Genomic DNA, 21,000 nt, shown 5'->3' on the forward strand with positions numbered 1-21,000 from the left:
CAACATTCACAACACTTTGTTACAATTTCATGTTTTTGTGCGCTGGAAACCAGTTTCCGGAAAATAGGTGTACTCTGTCTCTCCCCATTGCCCCCGGTAGCCCTGCTCCACGAAAGCCATTTCCAGCCAGATCAAACCGTCATCATCTATATCAGGCAGTTGCCCTTCACTTTTTTTCTTATTCCAGCTGGCGGGTATTCCGAGACTATTCAGGCTGATTTTTTCAAAGCGGTCACTTTTATTCAACTCATCAATCACCGAACCATCCAGCAAGCAACGTTCACCTTCGGAATTACAAGTGACCGGAACAAGTGTCAGGTTCATTTCACCGTCACGGGTTACCGCAGAAATATGATTGTCAGTATCTGCCAGCATATTCATACCGGATTTAATTAGTGTTTGTGCCCCCATACGCTGGCTTTGCTGATGCTCAGCAAAATCCTGATGGGACTTCATAACCCAATCAGGTTCACTCCCCCAGTCGTCTTTTTCATAAACCGGTTCAATCCACTCCCGGTATGCGCGAGGAAATTCAACAATATTTCCGGACTTAAGCAATAACTGCTGAGTCCGCCACAGTATACGGCTATCACCGTATATCAATGCATGCAGCTGATAGTCTTCAGATTCCGGTGGAACCAACACAGTACAAAGGGGGTGACCAAATCCCTCGGGGCGCTTGTGCTTGCTTTGATGACGATGTAGCCGCCCCCAACGTTGGAATAACAGGTCAATTGGGCATAATTGAGTGATCATCCAGTCCATATCTGCATCAATAGAGCACTCAAACACTTGAGTACTTACCAATATATGCCCTTTCTGTCGTTTACCTTCGGGACCAAACAGCTCAAGAACTTTGTCTTCTTTCTTTTGACGGTCAGCAAACACAAAGCGGGAGTGAAACAAAATCAGCTGCTCTTCATCCAGTCGCCCTGCCGCTTTTTCTCGCAACTGGTATAAAGACTGCTGAGCTACATCAACAAGGTTGCAGATAAAACAGACCTGGGCACCCTGCTCTGCGGCAGTAATCATTCGTTCCAACAAGCCATCATCAGGCAACAACTCTGACACTGTTTGCATTTCAATATTGACATGCTTTGTGGCGGGTCGCTGCTGGGTGTCAAGTGAGAAGTGTTGCTGCTTCTGCCCATAGCAGGTTATCAGCGGGTAAGGTGCATCAACAGGGTATTCAAAACGGCCAGGTACTTTTTTCCCAGCCCAGGCCTCCATTAACTGCTGCTTCTGATAATCCGGCAAAGTTGCAGATAACAAAATTGCCGATCCTCCCGAAGCTCGTTGCTGTTTTAATACTTCCTCCAAAAGGCCGTACATATAAGCATCATAGGCATGCACCTCATCAATGATGAGAACGCTGCGCCCAATACCAAAGCCGCGAACAAATTTGTGTCGCACCGGCAACACTGAAACCAACACCTGATCAACTGTACAAATGCCGATCTGCCCTAAAAAAACTCTTTTTTTACTTTCAGCCAGCCATTGAGCACATTGCACTCTGGCCTCCTCTTCCCCCTGTGCAGGGTGTGAGTTGAATGCTTGTTTAAGATTGATAAAATCCTCTTGAAATCCTGCCCGGCCATGAGCCAGCACCGCATTGATTTGCCCTTCAAAAATAACAGGTGCAGCTTTTTCTATACGACCCAACATAGCATTGGCTGTCGCCTGAGTTGGTAGAGCGAACACAATACTATCTGCAAGGTTCTGTTGAATTAATTGCCAGGCATGAGCCAGAGCGGCTTCTGTTTTTCCAGAACCAGTCGAGGCCTCTATTAACGTCAGACTTTCAGTTAGCGGTAACTGCCCCACCAGGCACTGAACTTGCCGTGGCTGATATCCCGCCTCAAGAAGGTTCTGAATAGCAGGATTGTCACGACTTTGATAACCGGTAATACCTGCACGATGAAGCAATTGTCTGGCAATCGGCAAACGAGATTTAAACCAGTCTTGTAGATCATCTATTGGCTGGCTTTCAAATTCAAAATCACCCTCACCACTGGATGAACCCAACCAGTCAGAAACTGAACAAAAACCAGCCAGCAAGGTCCCGTCAGCCAGAAATGGTGGATCACCTTCCAGTGTCAGCCCGGCAGGTTTTAAAAACAGAAACTCCAGAGCTTTCAACCACTCCAGGCGAGCCTGTTTCAATAATGCCAGTCCCTGGGCGCTGACCGACCCGGGTAAAAAAGTAAAGCTGTGGTTATCTTTGTCGGAGTTATCTGCCATGGTTCCATGATGCCCCGCTACCGGCCCGAGCCAACTCAACCACGCATCCCAGCTTTCATTATCGTCATCATCAAAAAAATAACTGTCTTCATCTTCACCTGCAAAACCAGCATGTAAGTCTTGATATAACCAATAAACACCGGCTGGCCCGTGATAATAATCATTGATGTCTTTTTGAGAAAAACGAGGCTGAAAGCAACTTGCCTCAGGATTAACCTGCTGCCAGGCAAGTTTTGCTTTTAATTGAAAACGGAGATCAAATTTGCCCAGATCGTGCAAAGCAATAAAAAAAAGCAACCAAGCCTGAGTCTGCTCATCTGGCAGACCACTTTGATCACAAAACTGACGGCGGAGGGACGCAGATGTCTGCCACCAAACCTTAGCAACCGCAGCGACATCCAGACAGTGATAGGCCAGCAAATGATAACCAGCATTATCATTTTCCGATTGATTACCTGCTTTGCCCCAATAGTTGTAAAAAGACACGCCTGCTTCCATTCTATGACAAGAGTTTCACATTATATGGAGTGTGTATTTGAAAAACATGCTTCACATCAACGTTTGACAGGCTTTCATTGAACTGGAAAAAGCAGCAAAAGCGCAAACCTCTGCTACTGCTGGATGGTGCCAGGTGGGTAAGTCTTATCTTATCGAGGAGTGTTTTGGCAAAGATCACTTCCGTCGGGTTCTTAAGCTGGGATTTCAGACAGGCTGGGAATTAGTACGTAAGTAAATTTTAAGAACAGGATCATAAAAGATAATGTCGCTGTATTTTTACCTCCTGAATTCGTATCATCATTTAATCTTTTTTCTCAGATCGTCACTATGCTGGATGTACGTCCCCGTGAGCTGGAGCTTCCCATCGACGAAGCCACGGTTGCCATTAAAACACCCCCTCACTCCATCGAAGCGGAGCAGTCCGTGCTCGGCGGGCTGATGCTGGATAACCAGGCCCTGGACCGGGTGGTGGATAAGCTGACGTCGGATGACTTTTATAATCCGGGGCACCGGCGTATCTATGCATCCATCAGTACACTGAGCAATGAGAGCAAGCCTTTTGACCCTCTGACGGTTGCCGAGATCCTGGAAAACCGGGGTGAGCTGGATGAAGTGGGCGGGCTGGTTTACCTGGCGGAGCTGGCGGGCAGTGTGCCCAGTGTGGCGAATATTCGCGCCTACGCGGAGATTATCTTTGAGCGTTCGGTACTGCGTAAGTTGATCAATACCGGCCAGAAGATTGCGGACAGTGCCTATAATCCCGAAGGGAAAGACAGTCAGGCGATTCTCGATGAAGCCGAACGGCTGGTGTTCAATATTGCCGAAGAGCGCCCGAACACCGGTGGCCCGATGGGGGTGCGGGAGATTCTTGAAAACACCGTCAAGAAAATTGATGAGATGTTTAATGCCGGTAACGCCATTACCGGTACCACCACCGGCTTTAAGGATCTGGATGAGATGACCTCTGGTCTCCAGCCTTCCGATATGGTGATTGTGGCTGCCCGTCCCTCCATGGGTAAGACCACGTTTGCCATGAACCTGGTGGAAAACGCCCTGCTGAACAGTGAGAAGGGCGTCATGGTATTCAGCCTGGAGATGCCAAGTGAGCAGCTGATGATGCGTATGCTCTCTTCTCTGGGCAGGATCAACCAGTCCAAGGTAAGAAGTGGACAGCTGGAAGAAGAAGACTGGCCAAAACTGTTGTCGGCGGTTGAGCGCATTAAAGACAAGAAGTTGTTTATTGATGATACGGCGGGGATCAGCCCCTCGGAAATGCGCTCACGGGTTCGCCGGGTGGTGCGGGAACACGGTGACCTGGGCCTGATCATGATTGACTACCTGCAGTTGATGCAGATTCCCGGTTTTGGTGAGGGGCGAACCAACGAGATTTCGGAAATCTCCCGATCGTTGAAAGCCATTGCCAAGGAGTTCAATGTTCCTGTTATTGCCCTGTCGCAGTTGAACCGTTCTCTTGAGCAGCGACCCAATAAGCGCCCGGTCAACTCCGACCTGCGTGAATCCGGCGCCATCGAGCAGGACGCCGACGTGATCATGTTTATCTACCGGGACGAGGTGTATAACCCGGATACCGAGTACAAAGGGGTCGCTGAAATCATTATCGGTAAGCAGCGTAATGGTCCCATCGGTACTTGCCGACTGGCGTTTATTGGCCAGTTCACCCGCTTTGAAAACCTGGCACCGGATGCTTACCGGTTTGAGGAAGACTGATTTTTTTAAACCTGTCCAAAGACGGACAGTGGTGGCTCGTCCAGGGCTGCCAGTTGTTCCCGCAATTCCAGAATATGCTCTGCCCAGTACCGTTCGGTATTAAACCAGGTGAATGCCATGGGAAAGGCGGGATCATCCCAGCGCTTGGCCAGCCAGCCGCTGTAGTTGATCAGTCGCAGGGTACGAAAATATTCCACCAGGTTCAGCTCAGAAGGGCTGAAATCCATAAACTCTGTGTAACCTTCCAGAATCTCGGCCATTTGCAGGGTCTGCTCTTGGCGGTCTCCGGATAACAGCATCCACAGATCCTGAATCGCCGGAGCCATACAGGTATCGTCAAAGTCAACAAAGTGTGGTGCCTCATTCCGCCAGAGAATATTGCCGCTGTGGCAATCACCGTGGACCCGAATGGATTGCCACGTATGCTGTTGCGTCATCAGTTCCAGGCGATGGAGCAGGTCCCGGGTCAGGGTCTGGTAGGCTTCCAGAAGAGCAGCGGGAATAAAGTCGTTTGCCAGCAGGTATTCAACATTATCGATGCCGTATCGCTGCAAGCTGATCGCCGGGCGGTGTTGGAAGTCACTGGCTGATCCCAGCTTGTGCATGCGTCCCAGGGTACGGCCAAGGGTCAGCAGGTTATCCAGATTATCCAGTTCCGGTGCATGGCCGCCCTGACGGGGAAACAGGGCAAACAGAAAGCCTGCAAACTCATGCAGTGTGTTGCCTTTTTCGTCAGCCATCGGGGCGACCACCGGTAATTCCATCGCCTTGAGATCCAGGGTGAACTGATGTTCCTCCTGAATCTGATCTTTTGTCCAGCGTTCGGGGCGGTAGAATTTTGCAATCAGGGGTTCACCTTCCTCAATGCCGACCTGGTAAACCCGGTTTTCATAGCTGTTCAGGGCCATAATGCGGGCATCGCTCAGAAATCCTGCGCTCTCAACGGCGTCCAGTGCCCGGTCAGGCGTCAGCTGGTCGTATGGATGTTGAGTAGGCGTGTTCATGCGGGCCTCCGAAGGAGTCTGAGTTCTGTGGAGGGGATTCTATAACCAATAGTTAAGACTGGCCACTGACGCCGGGTGGAATTCTGCTTTGAAGTGAATGTGGATAATTACCTTGAATGCAGTACCCGCAGTCTGTCCGGGAGCAGCTCCAATAATCATCAGCTCTCCGGTGTTCTGGCAACACTCCATATATCCACGCGTTTGACACCACTTTTTTTCAACAGTCGGGTGATTTCATTGACGGTGGCACCCGTGGTTACCACATCGTCCACTAAGGCAACGTGGTGCCACGGCGGTGTGCCGTTTAAAGTGAATGCGTTGCGAATATTTTTTTGTCGGGCGGTGGCATCCAGGCTTTGCTGTGGCACTGAGTGAATGGTTCTTTTGATCAACTGTTGTTCAATGTCCAGGTCTTTAACATTGAGCAGTTTTTTCAGGGCTTTGGTCAGCAGGAGCGTCTGGTCATAACCTCTTTCCCGCAACCGTTTGCGGTGCAGTGGTACCGGCAATATGATTTCCGGCCACTGATCATCAAGATAATAGTCCAGCAACCATTCAGCCAGTGATGCGGCCATTGGTTTTATCAGTTCCAGCCTGGACTGGTATTTCACCATTTGTAATATCCGGTTGACGGGAAACTGGTACAGAAATGGTGAAAGACAGTGGTCAAATAAGGGCGGTTGCTTCAGGCACTGGCCACAAATGCCCGTGTCGCTGTCTTGAATGGGCAAGCCGCAGCAGGAGCAAAAACACAGTGGAACCGGGCATGTTGCCAGGCATAATTGGCAAAGCGGTTGGGCAAGCGTGGTATGTCCCCGGCAAAGAATGCATTTGATCTGTACTTGTTGTTTAAAATTAGACCAGTTGTAAACCTTAAAGAATTTCATAGATTGACGGTGGCAGTAATTCGGTTATCATCTTTTGCATCTTTATTGTGAAAATGTCGTCCTAGTGATTGGTAATTTCATTTTCATGGTTGTTAACTCAAACAATAAATCCCAGGTCTCCGCTAACAAGGGTTTTCTTCCCTGCCGTGATCGGTGTTCACTCCCCCAGAGGATGTCATGTCCAATACCAGTTCAGCCCCAGCAGAAAATTCCTCCAGCTCTTTTGGCCACAGTGTTGTTCGTCATGACTGGACGCTGTCAGAAGTAGAGGCACTTTTCCAACAGCCGTTCAATGATCTGATCTTTCAGGCCCAGCTGGCTCACAGAGCACATTTTGATCCAAACCAGGTGCAAGTTAGCACATTACTGTCGATCAAGACGGGTGCCTGTCCGGAGGACTGTAAGTATTGCCCCCAGAGTGGTCACTACAATACCGGTCTGGAAAAAGAGAAATTGATGGAGGTGCAGAAGGTGTTGGAGGAAGCCAGAAGCGCCAAGGCTTCCGGTGCTACCCGCTTCTGTATGGGGGCGGCCTGGAAAAACCCTCCCGCCAGAGACATGCCTTACATTATTGAAATGATTAAGGGGGTGAAAGCACTGGGTCTTGAGTCCTGTATGACCCTGGGCATGCTGAGTGAGGATCAGGCTACGGAGCTGGCCGGGGCAGGACTGGATTACTACAACCACAACCTGGATACCTCACCAGAGTTCTATGGCAACATCATTACCACCCGAACTTATGCTGACCGGCTGAACACTCTGGCGTTTGTCCGGGAGGCGGGGATGAATGTCTGCAGTGGTGGCATTGTGGGCCTGGGTGAAAACGAGCGCGATCGTGCCGGGATGCTGGTTCAGCTGGCCAATATGCCGAAGCATCCGGAGAGTGTGCCCATCAATATGCTGGTGAAAGTCGCTGGCACACCATTGGCAGACGCTGAGGCGGTGGATGGCATTGATTTTGTCCGTACCATCGCCGTGGCCAAAATTATGATGCCAGCGTCCAACGTCCGTCTGTCGGCCGGGCGTGAGCAGATGAGCGATGAGCTTCAGGCGCTGGCCTTTCTGGCGGGAGCCAACTCAATTTTCCTTGGCGATAAACTGCTGACCACCGCGAACCCTGAGGCGAATAAGGACCGGCAGCTGTTTGCCAAGCTCGGCATCAATAAAGGGCATGATTGGGGTGAGCAATCAGCGGTACAGCCTCCTGAGCAGTGCCCGATCAAAGCGATGTACGATGCTGAAAAAAGCAATGATCATTACTACGACGCCATGGCCAGCCAGTCGGATCGAAACATGGCTGGTCATGGCTGATGAGCTTCAATCTGGAACAGGAGCTTGAGGCCCGCCATGTCGCTGGCCTCTATCGCCGTCGTCAAACCCTGGACTCGCCCCAGGGGCCTGAGGTCATTATCAATGGCCAGCACTTTCTTGCCTTCTGCAGCAATGATTACCTCGGACTGGCAAACCATCCCGATGTTATCGCAAGCTTTCGACAGGCAACGGATCACTATGGGCTGGGTGGCGGTGCTTCCCATCTGGTGCTGGGACACAGCCGGGCACATCATCAGCTGGAAGACGCACTTGCGGAATTTACCGGCAGAGAGCGTGTGCTGCTGTTTGCCAATGGCTATATGGCTAACCTGGGCGTGATCAGTGCCTTGCTGGGTAAGCAGGATGCGGTGTTTCAGGATCGCCTGAACCATGCCTCATTACTGGATGCCGGACGGTTGTCTGGAGCCCGGTTCCAGCGTTACTTGCATAATGATGTGGATAACCTCACTAACCGACTCCAGAAAACCCGCGCCCGACGCAAGTTGATCGTAACGGATGGTGTGTTCAGCATGGATGGCGATGTTGCGCCGGTAAAGGCGCTGTCGGAACTTGCTGAGCAGCACCAGGCCTGGCTGATGGTGGACGATGCCCACGGTTTTGGTTGTCTGGGAGCTAATGGCGGTGGGGTTGCCGAAGCCTATGGCTTGGATCAGAAACATCTGCCGGTGCTGGTGGGGACATTGGGCAAAGCGTTTGGAACTTATGGTGCATTTGTGGCGGGCAGTGACGCTTTGATTGAGACGCTTATTCAATTTGCCCGGACTTATATCTATACCACGTCCATGCCACCGGCGGTGGCGTCGGCGACCCTGACCAGCCTGAAGCTGCTACGGGAACAACAGTGGCGCAGGGAACATTTGCAGACACTGGTTCACTATTTCAGGTCCGGTTGTGAGCAGCTGGGGTTGCCTCTGATGCCGTCATCAACACCGATACAACCGTTGCTGGTTGGTTGTGCAAGACGGGCGGTGACCATAAGCCGCCGGTTGTCTGAGCAGGGGATACTGGTCACGGCAATCCGTCCTCCGACAGTGCCTGAAGGATCTTCCCGATTACGTATTACCTTCAGTGCATCCCATACGTTGCATCATGTTGATCGCCTGTTGGATGCCCTTAAAATGGCTGCACAGTCGACAGGTGTTGCAGACTTTTCTGATCAACCTGCTACCGCATCTTTATCGATGACAGGAGTGTTGTCCTGATGAGTAACTACCCGATCGTTTTAATCAGTGGCTGGGCCATGCCAGCCGGTGCGATGGAGTCACTGGCGGAAGCCCTGGATGTTGACCATCGCCGGGTTTCCATTGTCGAGTTGCCTGGCCTGGTGCGTGAGTCACAAGCGTACAAAACAAGCCATGACTGGAACTCATTACTGACTTATCTGGATCACCAGCTGTTTGAGAAGCCTGCCGTGCTGGTGGGATGGTCGCTAGGCGGAATGCTGGCAACGCTGTATGCCAGCCGGTATCCGGATAATGTGGCCGCTGTCGTTAACCTGGGGGCGAATGCCTGTTTTGTGCAGAATGACAGCTGGCAGCAGGCAATGGACCCGACGCTGTTTGCCAGTTTCTATCAAGGCATGTCCCGGTCCCGTGACAAGACGCTGCAACAGTTTGTTCTGCTGTGCAGCTCCGGCAGTCCACGGCGGAAAGAGCTATCGAAAGCCCTGCAGGCACTACTGTCTGATGCTGACCTTGATCATCAGGCCGAAGACAGCACCCTGCTAAGCCTGCTGGGCATACTGGGCAAGAGTGATCTTCGTTCCGTATTTGGTGATATTCGCTGCCCGGTGACTCATCTGTTTGGTAAAGACGATGCCCTTGTTCCGGTGGAGGCAGCTGATGCCATTGAGCAGGCGTTTGCCAAGCATCGGGTTCAGGTGCTTGATGGAGGGCATTGTTTCTTTATGGATGACCCCGAGCCGGTTATCAGTGAGGTGCGGCGGCTGTCCAGCGGGGATGTCGGAACATGAGTTCGATCCCTGTCCATAATGAAGTTGCCGGTGGCTTGGCAGGTCTTCGGCCTGCCTCCTCTGCCATTAGCGTGACAACAGACCGGGCAAACGCTCGGGTAAAGCAGCGTATCGCTGAAAACTTCAGTCGGGCTGCTGACAGTTATGATCAGGCGGCCATATTACAGAAACGGGTTGCTGCCCGGACGATGCAGGGCTTACCGGCCCGACTCAGCTCAGAGCAGCCACGCTCAAAAGCGTTACACTCCCACCGTATTCTTGACCTGGGTACCGGAACCGGTTTGCACACACTGACGCTGGCTGAACGATATGATAATGCCGTGGTCATCGGTATGGATCTGGCCATGGGGATGCTGCAATTTGCCCGGCACAATACCAGCCATCCCCGGATTGACTGGTGCTCTGGTGATATTGAGTCCATGCCCTTGCAGTCCGGTGCTGTGGATCTGATCTATTCCAGCCTGGCTATTCAATGGTGCGACTTTGAGCAGGTGCTTGGCGAGGTGAGCAGAGTACTGAAGCCTGGTGGGACTTTTGTCTTTTCTACCCTGGCTGAAGGCAGCTTGGCAGAGCTGGATAATGCATGGTGTCTGGTGGGGGAAAATAATCGGGTTAACCGCTTTGACAGTTTTGATACTCAGAAACAGCGTGTGAACGCCAGTGATCTGGTTTGCCAGGCGTTCTCACTGAAGCCTGAAACACTGTTCTATCCCGATGTGATCTCCCTGTTGCGCAGTTTAAAGGCTCTGGGGGTAAACACCGTATTGGCGGATAAAGGTGGCCTGGTGACCCGACGGAAGCTTGAAGCCTTGCAACAGGCTTATGAACAACTACGACAGCCGGAAGGATTGCCTTTGACCTATCAGGTCCTTTACGGCGTCTTGCAGAAGCCAGTGTGTGAAGAGTAGAAAATGGGAAAAACTTATTTTGTCACCGGTACGGATACGGATGCCGGGAAAACCGTCGTCACCTGTGGACTGCTTGAGGCAGCGCGCTTAACAGGGTTAACGACGCTGGCCTTAAAACCGGTGTCTGCGGGATGTCAGCACAGTGAAAATGGCTTGAGAAATGATGACGCATTGGCTCTGATGGAGGCCATGACACTTACTCTACCTTACGAACAGGTAAACCCTCTGGCTCTGGCTCCTGCCATTGCCCCCCATATTGCGGCGCAGGAAGCCGGTGTTCGTATGACCCTGGATCGACTTGTGGGCTACAGCCGCGGTGCCTTGATGCAAAAAAATGATCTGGCTCTTATCGAGGGCGCTGGTGGCTGGCGGGTCCCCCTGAACTCACGGGAGATGATCAGCGGACTGGCAAAAGCGTTGAATACTCCTGCTATTCTGGTGGTTGGCATGAAACTGGGCTGTATCAGCCATGCCTTGCTTACCGTTGAAGCCATTCTCCGTGATGGTGTCAGGCTGGCAGGCTGGGTGGCGAATCAGGTGGATCCTGATATGAGCCGTTATGATGACAATCTGGAGACCCTGAAAAGCCTGATTCCAGCACCCTGTCTTGGTGTGGTGCCCTTTCTTGAGGAGGCCAGTGCCAGTCAGGTCGCCGGGTATCTGGATATTTCACCATTGGCTTGATTGACTTGAATTCACCCGTAATAACTTTTGCTGGCATGTATTGACATTTATTCTGTCTAAACGTAAGTTTCAAACAGTTGTTTGAATCGTGCTATACTCATCTTTATCCATAAGTAAAAGAATATCGAGGATGCATCATGCCAGAATATAAAGCCCCCCTGCGAGATATCCGCTTTGTCCGTAATGAAGTTCTGGGCTACGAGGAACATTACGCAAACCTCCCTCAAGGTCAGGATGCCACTCCGGATATGGTGGACGCCATCCTGGAGGAAGGTGCCAAATTCTGTGAACAGGTACTTTCACCGCTGAATCGTGTGGGTGATGAAGAAGGTTGTACCTGGACACCAGAAGGCGTTAAAACCCCCACCGGATTTAAAGACGCCTATCAACAGTTTGTTGAAGGTGGCTGGCCATCGCTGTCCAGCGATGCTGAGCATGGTGGTCAGGGTCTCCCTGCTTCGCTGGGCCTGGTGCTCAGTGAAATGATGGGGGAATCCAACTGGTCCTGGGGAATGTATCCCGGGCTGAGCCATGGCGCAATGAATACTCTGGAAGCCCATGGTACCCAAGAGCAGAAAGAAACGTACCTTACCCGCCTGATTTCCGGTGAGTGGACCGGTACGATGTGCCTGACTGAGCCTCACTGCGGTACTGATCTGGGTATGCTGAAAACCAAGGCCGTACCCCAGGAAGACGGCACTTATCGTATTACCGGCACCAAAATCTTTATCTCTTCCGGGGAACACGATATGGCAGAGAATATTGTTCATATCGTTATTGCCCGTCTGCCGGGGGCACCTGAAGGCACCAAAGGTATCTCCCTGTTTATTATTCCCCGTCATCGCCCGGATGCTCCGGGTGAAACAAATGGTGTCAGCTGTGGTTCCATCGAGCATAAGATGGGTATCCATGGTAACGCCACCTGTGTGATGAACTTTGACGAAGCCACCGGTTATCTGATTGGTGAGCCCAATAAAGGTTTGAACTATATGTTCACCTTTATGAACTCTGCCCGTCTGGGCACCGGTATTCAGGGTCTTGCCCATGCAGAAATCGCTTATCAGGGGGCTGTTCGATATGCCCGTGACCGTCTGCAGATGCGTTCTCTTTCCGGCCCGAAGAACCCTGATGGTCCTGCCGACCCGATCATTGTTCACCCGGATGTTCGCCGTATGCTGTTGACCATCAAGGCACTGACGGAAGGCAACCGGGCACTGGTTTACTACGTGGCACAAATGGCCGACCTGGTGAAGAGTCCTGATGAAGAAGTCCGGAAACAGGCTGACCTGGAAATGAGCTTCCTGACGCCTATTGTTAAGGCGTTCATGACCGAGACAGGGTTTGAAGCCGCTAACCACGGCCTGCAATGTTACGGTGGTCATGGCTTTATCAGTGAGTGGGGGATGGAGCAGAATGTTCGTGACTGCCGTATCTCCATGCTCTATGAGGGAACCACGGGTATTCAGGCGCTGGACCTGCTGGGTCGTAAAGTCCTGATGACTCAGGGTGCCACCATGAAGCCCTTCACCAAGCTGGTTCATAAGTTCTGTCAGGCTCAGGCAGACAATGAAGAACTCCAGGAGTTTATCAAGCCGCTGGCTGCCATGAATAAGGAGTGGGGCGATCTGACCATGCAGATTGGTATGAAGGCCATGCAGAACCGGGAGGAAGTTGGTGCCGCCTCGGTTGACTACCTGATGTACTCCGGTTATGCCTGCCTTGCTTACTTCTGGGCCCGGATGGCACTGACGGCAAAAGAAGCCCTGGCGAATGGTACCACTGAAGAAGGGTTCTATAAGGCTAAAATCCAGACTGCACAGTTCTACTTCCAGCGTCTGTTACCAAGAGCCCAGATGCACAAGGCGTGCATTGAGTCTGGTGCCGACAACCTGATGGCCATGGAAGCGGATGATTTTGGCGACGTTTAATTCGCTGGTCTGACGGGCTGAAAGTGAATCAGCCATAAGCAAAACAATAAACAGAGAGGCTACCGGTTGGTAGCCTTTTTTTTGCAGATTATTACCGCATTTCATCAAGAATCATAAAGCTCAGAAAAGTAGTGGGTAAGGCAATAATCATAATCACCGGGAGTGCCGGATTAAATAGCATGAGAGTGCCTGCTACCAACCAGATCGTTCTGACCCAGCTGCGCTTGATGCGCTCTTTTCTGGAGATGATTCGACCACGAGGTCTGAGCAATTTGCTGGCTAACTGGTTAAACAGGGTGGAAAAAAAAATCTGCAGGATTGCAGTGATCAAGACGAGAAGATATCGCATAAGATGCCTGAGTATCTGGTCAACAATATCGGAACTGCAGGACAGCTTATCTTCCGGAACCGAGCAATCGAATCAACACTGTTTGATCCGATAAAATGATCAAACAAAAAGAAAACGGTTAAATTAAGTTAGCTTACTTTATCGGCAATTGGCACTTATTTATGATGGATGTTCATGAAGATCTCAGTGAAAAAGGATTTTTCTTGCTTGTTTCACTCTTTTGGTGCGTTTGAACTCAGTCTTTAGCAGCATTGACTGTTTTGCCAGCTATAAAAATATGGTCTATAAAATTTGATTTGCTTTTATGTAGTTGGCCAAATGGAATCGTATATTTCTGGCTAAGTGGGCAGTTGCTATGCAAGGCGCAACGTAGGGAGCATAGCCGTAGCTATGTGACCGGAGTTGCAACGCCGCAGAGTGACTGACAACTTAGTCAGAAATATATGATTTCATTTGGTTAACTACTTATAAGACCTTGGAGCTGAATTCAGCAATCACGCTGTGTTGATGTCGCATCATGAAGAAGAATACCCAAACGATAAAAAGCCTGTTAATTCTTCTTGCCTTCTTTTTTATGTTATCGGGATTATTGCCGCCTGTTTTCTCAGATGATTTCAACCCTGCTCAAGGGCCTTCACTGGCTGCTGTGCATCATGATCTGACCCGCCAGGCAGAAGTCTTTAGCCAACATCCACCATCATTTGTGCAGCAATCGCCATTGCCTTCTGACGACTGGCGCTGGTTTTTAAAAGATAAAGACCAGAGTTGGGACATCACGCTATTTGATAAAAAACCGGCAGAGAATCAGGCCAGACTTTGGTACCAAACCAAAGTGACGTTTGGCTTGGCGCTGGGGGTTCTTGGAGTGATCGCTCTGTTACCAGAAAGTGTTTCCAATTGGGATAAATCGGAAATCAGGCCCATCAAAAAGTGGTGGAGCAATGTCAGGTCAGGGCCTGTATGGGACACCGATAAATGGTACATCAATTATATCGGGCATCCTTATTTTGGTGGTGTGTACTACGTTATGGCCCGGTCATCGGGCTATAACCAGTGGAACTCGTTTGTTTATTCATTTTTGATGTCCACTTTCCTGTATGAATACGGCATTGAAGCGATGTGTGAGCCGCCATCCATTCAAGATATCATTGTGACTCCTCTCGGCGGGTGGCTGTACGGGGAGTGGGCTTATCAGAAAAAACAGAAAATTCTGGACAATGACAGTGAGGTGATGGGCTCCAGGATGCTAGGTTCTACCGCACTGTTTCTGCTGGACCCGGTTGGCAAATTCAGTGAGTGGGTCGGTGGTGACAGTGGTGAGGGGACAATACAAAATTTGTCCATTCGATTGAGCGTTATGCCCCCGGCTGCCAGTTTTTCCCCTTACCGGAAAACGTCACTCGACGTTGATCATCGCTACATCGGCGTGGAGGTTTTCTTTAATTTCTAAATACGACAGCGAAACACAAAGAAGCACAGTCTTTTTGCTGAAAAACAGGGACTCTTCAGGTAACATGGCGTCACGGAACTCAACAGCCTGTGTGACTGAAAGCTGCTTTGGTGTGGTTGCGATAAATGGGACTCCCGCTTCTTCGTCAAGTAACCCCGCTATGCTCTTCAGATGCAGACATTTTTATTACCAATACCATTATGGACGCTTAAACCTGACAGGTTGCCGGTAAAACAGCTATGAGCCACTTTGTGTCCTTTTGCGTATAACTCAAAGGCATAATGGCTGTATTCCAATAGTAAGAAAAAAATTCCAGGAGTGGAGAGTAATGGCCGAGTACAAAGCCCCCCTTCGCGACATGCGGTTCGTAATGTACGACGTATTCAACGTAGCTGAGCAGTGGGCTCAGTGGCCTGCTGTCAGTGAAACGGTGGATCAGGAAACTGCAGATGCGATTCTGGAAGAAGCCGCCAAACTGGCTTCTCGCACCATTGCCCCTTTGAACCGCCCGGGAGATGAAGAAGGGTGTCAATGGGACAGCGGTCAGGTGACCACACCGGAAGGTTATAAAGAAGCCTATAAACTGTTCGCTGAAGGCGGTTGGAGCGGGCTGGGTGGTAATCCCGTTTATGGTGGTATGGGTATGCCCAAGGTACTGGCTGCCCAGTTTGATGAAATGGTCTGCAGTGCCAGCCTGGCATTCACTCTCTACCCGAGCCTGGGGGCCGGGGCCTGTCTGGCCATTGATGCCCACGCCTCCGATGCGTTAAAAGAAGCGTACCTGCCGCAAATGTATTCCGGTGAGTGGGCGGGCACCATGTGTCTGACGGAACCCCATGCGGGCACCGATCTTGGTATCATCCGCACCAAAGCGGAAGACAATGGCGATGGCAGCTACGCCATCACCGGTACCAAAATCTTTATTACCGGCGGGGAGCATGATCTTACTGAGAATATTATCCACCTGGTGCTGGCCAAGCTTCCCGATGCACCTCCCGGGCCTAAAGGCATCTCATTGTTTCTGGTACCTAAGGTATTGGTGAATGAGGACGGATCTCTGGGTGAAAGAAATGCCCTTGCCTGTGGTTCCATTGAGCACAAGATGGGCATTAACGGCTCCGCCACCTGTGTCATGAATTTTGATGGGGCCAAAGGCTATCTGGTGGGAGAACTGAATAAAGGCCTGAATGCCATGTTCACCATGATGAACTACGAGCGCCTGTTTGTGGGGATTCAGGGGCTTGGCAGCAGTGAGATGTCCTACCAGAACGCACTCGAATATGCTCAGGATCGCATCCAGGGACGTTCCGCCAGTGGCGCTGTGCAAAAAGATAAAGCGGCGGACCCATTAATGGTCCATGGGGATATCCGGCGAATGCTATTGAATATGAAAGCCATGAATGAAGGCGGCCGGGCTTTCTCCACCTATGTGGCCAAACAACTGGATATTGCCAAGTTCAGTCAGGATGACCATGAAAAAGAGAAGGCTTCTGCCCTGGTGGCGTTGTTAACTCCCGTTGTGAAAGCCTTTTTAACCGATGCAGGGCTGGAAAGCTGTGTTGCCGGTCAGCAGGTGTTTGGTGGTCATGGCTTTATTCGTGAGTGGGGCCAGGAACAACTGGTCAGGGATGTGCGCATCACCCAGATTTACGAAGGAACCAACGGTATTCAGGCGCTGGATCTGCTCGGACGTAAAATTGCCCTGAGCGGTGGAGCCTACCTGGAAACATTCCTGAGTGAAGTTCGGGGCTCAGTGGACGCTAATGATGAATTTGCTGAAGAGCTGCTGGCTGCGGTTGATAAGCTTGAGGAGCTGACGCGCAAACTTCTGGCGCAGTCGAAAAATGACCCCAATGTCATTAATTCTGCCTGTGTTGATTACCTGAATGCTTTTGCCTACGTTGCCTATGGCTGGATGTGGTCATTAATGGCGAAAACAGCAGCGAGCCAGCTTGCTGAAGGCAGTGAAGACCAATCCTGGCTGGAAGCCAAGCAGCTGACTGCCCGGTATTATTTCAAGCGTTTACTGCCTCGCTTTGAAAGTTCAGCGGCCGCCGCTCTTGCGGGAACTGAGGAACTATTTGCCTTATCTCCTGGTCAATTCTAATAGCAAGCAAAATCATTCCAGTTGAAACCAGAAAACCTCGCTTTGCGGGGTTTTCTGGTTTTTTGGTCTTTATTTTTCAGGATTACGGCCAATAAAAATAGAGAAATCCAGATGTTCTGTTGTATGGGTTATTAATGGTTCGCGTAATCTTTTTGAAATAAATTTTGGGGATACACATGACTCTCAGCTCAGCCTACAGGTCTTTATACCCGATATGTGTCTATCTATTGATCATGACCCCCGGCAATAATGCCTATGGAATGGATGATGTTAAACCTCCGATTTATGCCAGTAACTTTCTGTTAAAACAAAAAGATACAGGCCAGTGTCTGGTGGTAATGGACGAGCAGGAAGGTTGCAGCTCTGAAGAAATCCGGCTGACGGATGACTGTGTGAATAGCAACAGGATAACGTTCGGGGTCTGTGATGAAAAAAAACCGGAGCAGAGGTGGAAGTTTGACTTCCAAAAGAAACGAATTCACTCATTGGAACGAAGTGCTGATCTATGTTTGACCCGGTTGTCGAAACATCTGGCCATGGATGTTTGCCAACCAGCAAGTTTGCAACAGCTATGGTTTTTTAATCAACAGGACCATCTTTACAGCCGGGCTGATTATTTTGACCCTCTTGCGTTTGTAGCACTCTTGCAAAGTGATACGGATATTTCACCGGTCTCGTTCCACTTTAGCGACTCTGAAACGGGAGATGATCAATGCTATCTGAGTCCTTTTACCGGCAGGGTTGAGTGTGCAGGATTTGAAGTTGGTGAAGAGGCCGTGAAACAACAGGAAGTTCAGTCCTGGCACTGGTCAGGCCACTGGCCATGGCAGGCAAAGCCAGCAAAGCTGACAGAAGAGTTGCGGCTTGGTGATTTCAGTAATAATCATTGTCTTGCGGTTACGCAATGTCACATGGACAGTGTTGGGCAGTACGACTGTTTTGGTGGGGCAAAGGTTCAGGTAACTGCCTGTCAATCCATCAGTCATCAGGTCTGGCGCTATGACCTGGTGTCTAAAAAACTGTTTAACAAACAGGCCGGGGAGCAGTTCTGCTTAAGCTGGTCAGCGGGAAAACTGACATTGGAACACTGTCTGCCCGGTGCTGGTCCTCAGCAATGGTATTTTGCCCAGGGAAGAGGAAGCAAGTATCCGGAGCGAGGACAACTGCGTTGGTTTACCAATTTAGATGAACATTACGATTACGTTAAGGCACTTGATTTTGATCCCATCGTTAAATTTGAAATATTAAAGAAAGACATTCAGGGAAATGACTGCGGCTACGATCCCATTAATGGCCTTTGGAAAGGCTTATGTGCTAATTAGGCTATTTGATCAACAGAGTCATTCGGGCTGATTGAACTTATTCCCGTCTATGTTATCTAACGGTATTCTTGGACTAAGCCTCCTGGAACATAAATAGTGAGGATAATCCTGTGTATTTGCATGGCAGTGCTGCTGCGCGTAGAGGCGATCAAAGAACAGAATCGTCTGAGCGTGCTGAAACATCCGGGGTCAGAGCGGGGCGTGATGTCAGGGTCCATGCTGATTCTCCCGGTTTACCAGCCAGTTATGCGCCACCCGGCACTGAACCATTACAGCGAAGCGTATCAGAGTATAACCTTGCCATTGTCAGAGATGGTATCAGAGGTTGTGTGGAAACGGGGAAGAAAGCCTCTCCCGAGTTTTTCATCTACCTGGAAAAGATCAAACCATTATTAGATGGCCCCCCAACTGAAGAGTCTCTCAAGGAAATAGGCGAATTATATAAACTTATCAATGAATGCGATTTCTTCACTGAAGAAATGAAAACCATGGATGACCTGAAAAAAAGGATAGCCTCCAGCTTTTCATCTTATGTTGAACAACAAAAAACAGAGCTGGTGAAACAACTGAAAACCTGTTTTACCATCCGCAGCAGCGGCGGAGCTGATCGCTTTTATGAACAGCTTACTGGCAAAATCAAACAGCTTTTTCCTCAATTCACACCGCCAATGCAGGAGTTGTTGCATAATGTTGGTGCAACCATTGTGTCCAGTGAGTTGGATCAAGGTTTTAAAAAATACCTGACTGACCAGCTCCGCAAAAATGGCAGCTCCGAACACCAGGTGAGAAATCAGAGTGCTGCCGTGCGGTCAGAGCTGGAAGAGTTTGCCCGCATTGCCAGGATGATTGTTGAACGTCAGGGAAAACACAAGCTTGCTGTCACGCAGAATTATCTGGAAAGACTCTCAGTAATGGTTGATCGATCGGTAAGAATGTCAGTGGCAGACTGCAGGTTGCACCTGGAAGCCCTGGAAATGATCGATTCAGCAATGATGGACACAATGGCAATAAGCCCGGGGTCGGATGCTGAAAATTATTGGCATCACATGCTTTTTGAGGCCGTCCTTGATCTTCGCTTTGCTTCCGAATTTATGGCTGCCTATCATCACCTGATTTCGCCATTACCACCACAGAAATGGGGTTTGGAAGAGCTGGAGGGGTTTGTCACTTTATTAAGATATTCCGGTCAGTCCCTCGGCTACTGTTCGCAAGAGTTTGTCTCATTACTTGCCAAAATGGATGGCTCTGACAATGGGCAATCTGCCAACACGCCAGTGGCAGCTGCCAGCGGTGATAATGACGAAGACGATTGCCGGGCCGTAGAGTCTGACGAAGCGCCGGGTGAAACTGAAAAAGGGTTAGCCAAAGAGGACCGCAACAAGGAACTGGAAAAATTTTTGCACGTTGTTGCTCTGGAAGCTTCAGGCGAGTTCTATCACTCAAATTACGATAAAAGCTATTCTGACTGGCACATAATTGCTGAAATGCTGCTCGGGCAGCGAGCGTTCGCAAATCCTCATGCCAGAAAGGCAATCAGGTTTATGGTTGATTTATCAAAAGGGGGAGCCAAGACTGCCAATTTGCATTTTTTTGATACTACTGGCAACAGAGCAAACGCACGCAGAACGTTAGAGCAGGTGATGAACCAACTCAGGCAAAAGCAACCGGACAAAATTGATATCCGGCAAAATGGTTATTTCAGCAAGGTGTCCATCCAACTCTGGAAGGGTGGCCAAATATGCCATACCTGCCACGTGGCTGCGGTCACTGAATCCGGAGTGCCCTATGACAGTATGGCGATGGGGATACAAATTTTGTGTGGCAGGGAGCTGATGAAAGAATTGTATACCTATCGGGATAGAGCCCTGGACTTTCGATATTACCAACCCATGAAGCTTGTTGCTCCTTAACCCGGATATTTCACAAACTGCCCCGAATCTCGCGAGGGACTTTGTTGGTCAGCAGAAATTGAACAATGGATGCTACAGAATTTATTTACAGGCTCAATGATTACTTCTGAAGATTTCGTATCAGCAAGCTGACACCTTCAGTTAACTCTCCAATGACATGGGGAGCATAAGCAATTTCCAACCATCGTTCTTTTTGTTGATGGGAAGAAGGATAAAATACCCAGCAAAGCTGCTCCTGCCATGAGCAGTCGGATTCAAGATCATAATGAATGCCGTATACCGGTAAGCTTCTGTTACCTATCTGTACTCCGTATCTGCCCTGCTCACTGCGGGTAGCAACAATGGTTCCTTCCTGATTGGCTTGAATTTGATAGACCAGCGTGGGTTTTTCATGGCTTTCATGCTGGCTATAGACAGCGTGTGCCTTTAGCAGGCTGTTGATATAGTTCTCCAGTGCCTGTTTACGGCCCTTGCCGGGCGTGTTTGCCGTTATCTGTCTGGCAAATGAATCGGACTCCTCTGTGACGATCATTTTCTGGCCATGCTTATCGGAGTAAATAGCTGTTGACTTATTACTGCTTGCGTTGATCAGCGCTGGAAAGATCAACAGCGGTAAAAGAAAGGCGTATTTCTTCATATCAAAGGCCCTGAATTTATGATTTGTTATTTTTTTCCTGCAA

16 protein-coding genes are annotated in these 21,000 nt (G+C 49.9%); 11 read left to right on the top strand and 5 right to left on the bottom strand.

Annotated elements, in window-relative coordinates:
- Positions 1-27: 27 nt before the first annotated feature.
- On the bottom strand, positions 28-2,727 hold the full coding sequence (cas3, locus tag ACO6UX_RS18800; RefSeq protein WP_422449902.1) for a CRISPR-associated helicase/endonuclease Cas3: 2,700 nt from the start codon (positions 2,725-2,727) through the stop codon (positions 28-30).
- A 339-nt stretch (positions 2,728-3,066) separates the two neighbouring features.
- Here cas3 and dnaB point away from each other — a divergent pair, with 339 nt between their 5' ends.
- Positions 3,067-4,467, top strand: coding sequence for a replicative DNA helicase (gene dnaB, locus ACO6UX_RS18805; protein WP_422449903.1), 1,401 nt, complete (start codon positions 3,067-3,069; stop codon positions 4,465-4,467).
- 5 nt (positions 4,468-4,472) lie between these two features.
- On the opposite strand, the gene ACO6UX_RS18810 is transcribed toward dnaB, so the two are convergent.
- Both ACO6UX_RS18810 and ACO6UX_RS18815 read right to left on the bottom strand, forming a co-directional pair.
- Positions 4,473-5,471, bottom strand: coding sequence for a serine/threonine protein kinase (locus ACO6UX_RS18810; protein ID WP_422449904.1), 999 nt, complete (start codon positions 5,469-5,471; stop codon positions 4,473-4,475).
- 158 nt (positions 5,472-5,629) lie between these two features.
- A complete protein-coding gene (locus ACO6UX_RS18815; RefSeq protein WP_422449905.1) occupies positions 5,630-6,085 on the bottom strand; it encodes a ComF family protein in 456 nt (151 codons plus the stop codon).
- Positions 6,086-6,535: 450 nt separating this feature from the next.
- Between ACO6UX_RS18815 and bioB the strand changes: the two genes are divergently transcribed.
- From bioB to ACO6UX_RS18845, 6 genes are all read left to right on the top strand, one after another.
- A complete protein-coding gene (bioB, locus tag ACO6UX_RS18820) occupies positions 6,536-7,669 on the top strand; it encodes a biotin synthase BioB (RefSeq protein WP_422449906.1) in 1,134 nt (377 codons plus the stop codon).
- Positions 7,669-8,892, top strand: a complete 1,224-nt coding sequence (bioF, locus tag ACO6UX_RS18825; protein ID WP_422449907.1) for an 8-amino-7-oxononanoate synthase — start codon at positions 7,669-7,671, stop codon at positions 8,890-8,892. Before bioB ends, bioF begins: the two co-directional genes overlap by 1 nt.
- On the top strand, positions 8,892-9,662 hold the full coding sequence (locus ACO6UX_RS18830; protein WP_422449908.1) for an alpha/beta fold hydrolase: 771 nt from the start codon (positions 8,892-8,894) through the stop codon (positions 9,660-9,662). Before bioF ends, ACO6UX_RS18830 begins: the two co-directional genes overlap by 1 nt.
- Positions 9,659-10,570: a malonyl-ACP O-methyltransferase BioC gene (gene bioC / locus ACO6UX_RS18835; protein ID WP_422449909.1), complete on the top strand. Its 912-nt coding sequence runs from the start codon at positions 9,659-9,661 to the stop codon at positions 10,568-10,570. The genes ACO6UX_RS18830 and bioC overlap by 4 nt, the downstream gene beginning before the upstream one ends.
- 3 nt (positions 10,571-10,573) lie before the next feature.
- Positions 10,574-11,254, top strand: a complete 681-nt coding sequence (gene bioD / locus ACO6UX_RS18840) for a dethiobiotin synthase (RefSeq protein ID WP_422449910.1) — start codon at positions 10,574-10,576, stop codon at positions 11,252-11,254.
- Between the two features lie 137 nt (positions 11,255-11,391).
- A complete protein-coding gene (locus ACO6UX_RS18845; protein WP_422449911.1) occupies positions 11,392-13,182 on the top strand; it encodes an acyl-CoA dehydrogenase C-terminal domain-containing protein in 1,791 nt (596 codons plus the stop codon).
- Between the two features lie 91 nt (positions 13,183-13,273).
- Here ACO6UX_RS18845 and ACO6UX_RS18850 read toward each other — a convergent pair whose 3' ends face one another.
- Positions 13,274-13,531, bottom strand: coding sequence for a hypothetical protein (locus tag ACO6UX_RS18850; protein WP_422449912.1), 258 nt, complete (start codon positions 13,529-13,531; stop codon positions 13,274-13,276).
- A gap of 517 nt (positions 13,532-14,048) precedes the next feature.
- Between ACO6UX_RS18850 and ACO6UX_RS18855 the strand changes: the two genes are divergently transcribed.
- The 4 genes from ACO6UX_RS18855 to ACO6UX_RS18870 all read left to right on the top strand — a co-directional run bounded on the left by ACO6UX_RS18855 (position 14,049) and on the right by ACO6UX_RS18870 (position 20,320).
- A complete protein-coding gene (locus ACO6UX_RS18855) occupies positions 14,049-14,981 on the top strand; it encodes a DUF3943 domain-containing protein (RefSeq protein ID WP_422449913.1) in 933 nt (310 codons plus the stop codon).
- Positions 14,982-15,309: 328 nt separating this feature from the next.
- Positions 15,310-17,088 carry an acyl-CoA dehydrogenase C-terminal domain-containing protein gene (locus ACO6UX_RS18860; RefSeq protein WP_422449914.1) on the top strand — a complete coding sequence of 593 codons (1,779 nt, stop codon included), beginning with the start codon at positions 15,310-15,312 and terminating at the stop codon, positions 17,086-17,088.
- A 176-nt stretch (positions 17,089-17,264) separates the two neighbouring features.
- Positions 17,265-18,410, top strand: a complete 1,146-nt coding sequence (locus ACO6UX_RS18865; RefSeq protein ID WP_422449915.1) for a hypothetical protein — start codon at positions 17,265-17,267, stop codon at positions 18,408-18,410.
- A gap of 110 nt (positions 18,411-18,520) precedes the next feature.
- Entirely contained in the window at positions 18,521-20,320 is a 1,800-nt protein-coding gene (locus ACO6UX_RS18870; RefSeq protein WP_422449916.1) for a hypothetical protein, read from the top strand.
- Positions 20,321-20,420: 100 nt separating this feature from the next.
- Here the strand turns inward: ACO6UX_RS18870 and ACO6UX_RS18875 are convergent, their stop codons facing one another.
- Positions 20,421-20,957, bottom strand: a complete 537-nt coding sequence (locus ACO6UX_RS18875) for a hypothetical protein (protein WP_422449917.1) — start codon at positions 20,955-20,957, stop codon at positions 20,421-20,423.
- Between the last annotated feature and the right edge of the window lie 43 nt (positions 20,958-21,000).

Source organism: Endozoicomonas sp. ALB091, assembly GCF_049310265.1.
Classification (GTDB): domain Bacteria; phylum Pseudomonadota; class Gammaproteobacteria; order Pseudomonadales; family Endozoicomonadaceae; genus Endozoicomonas.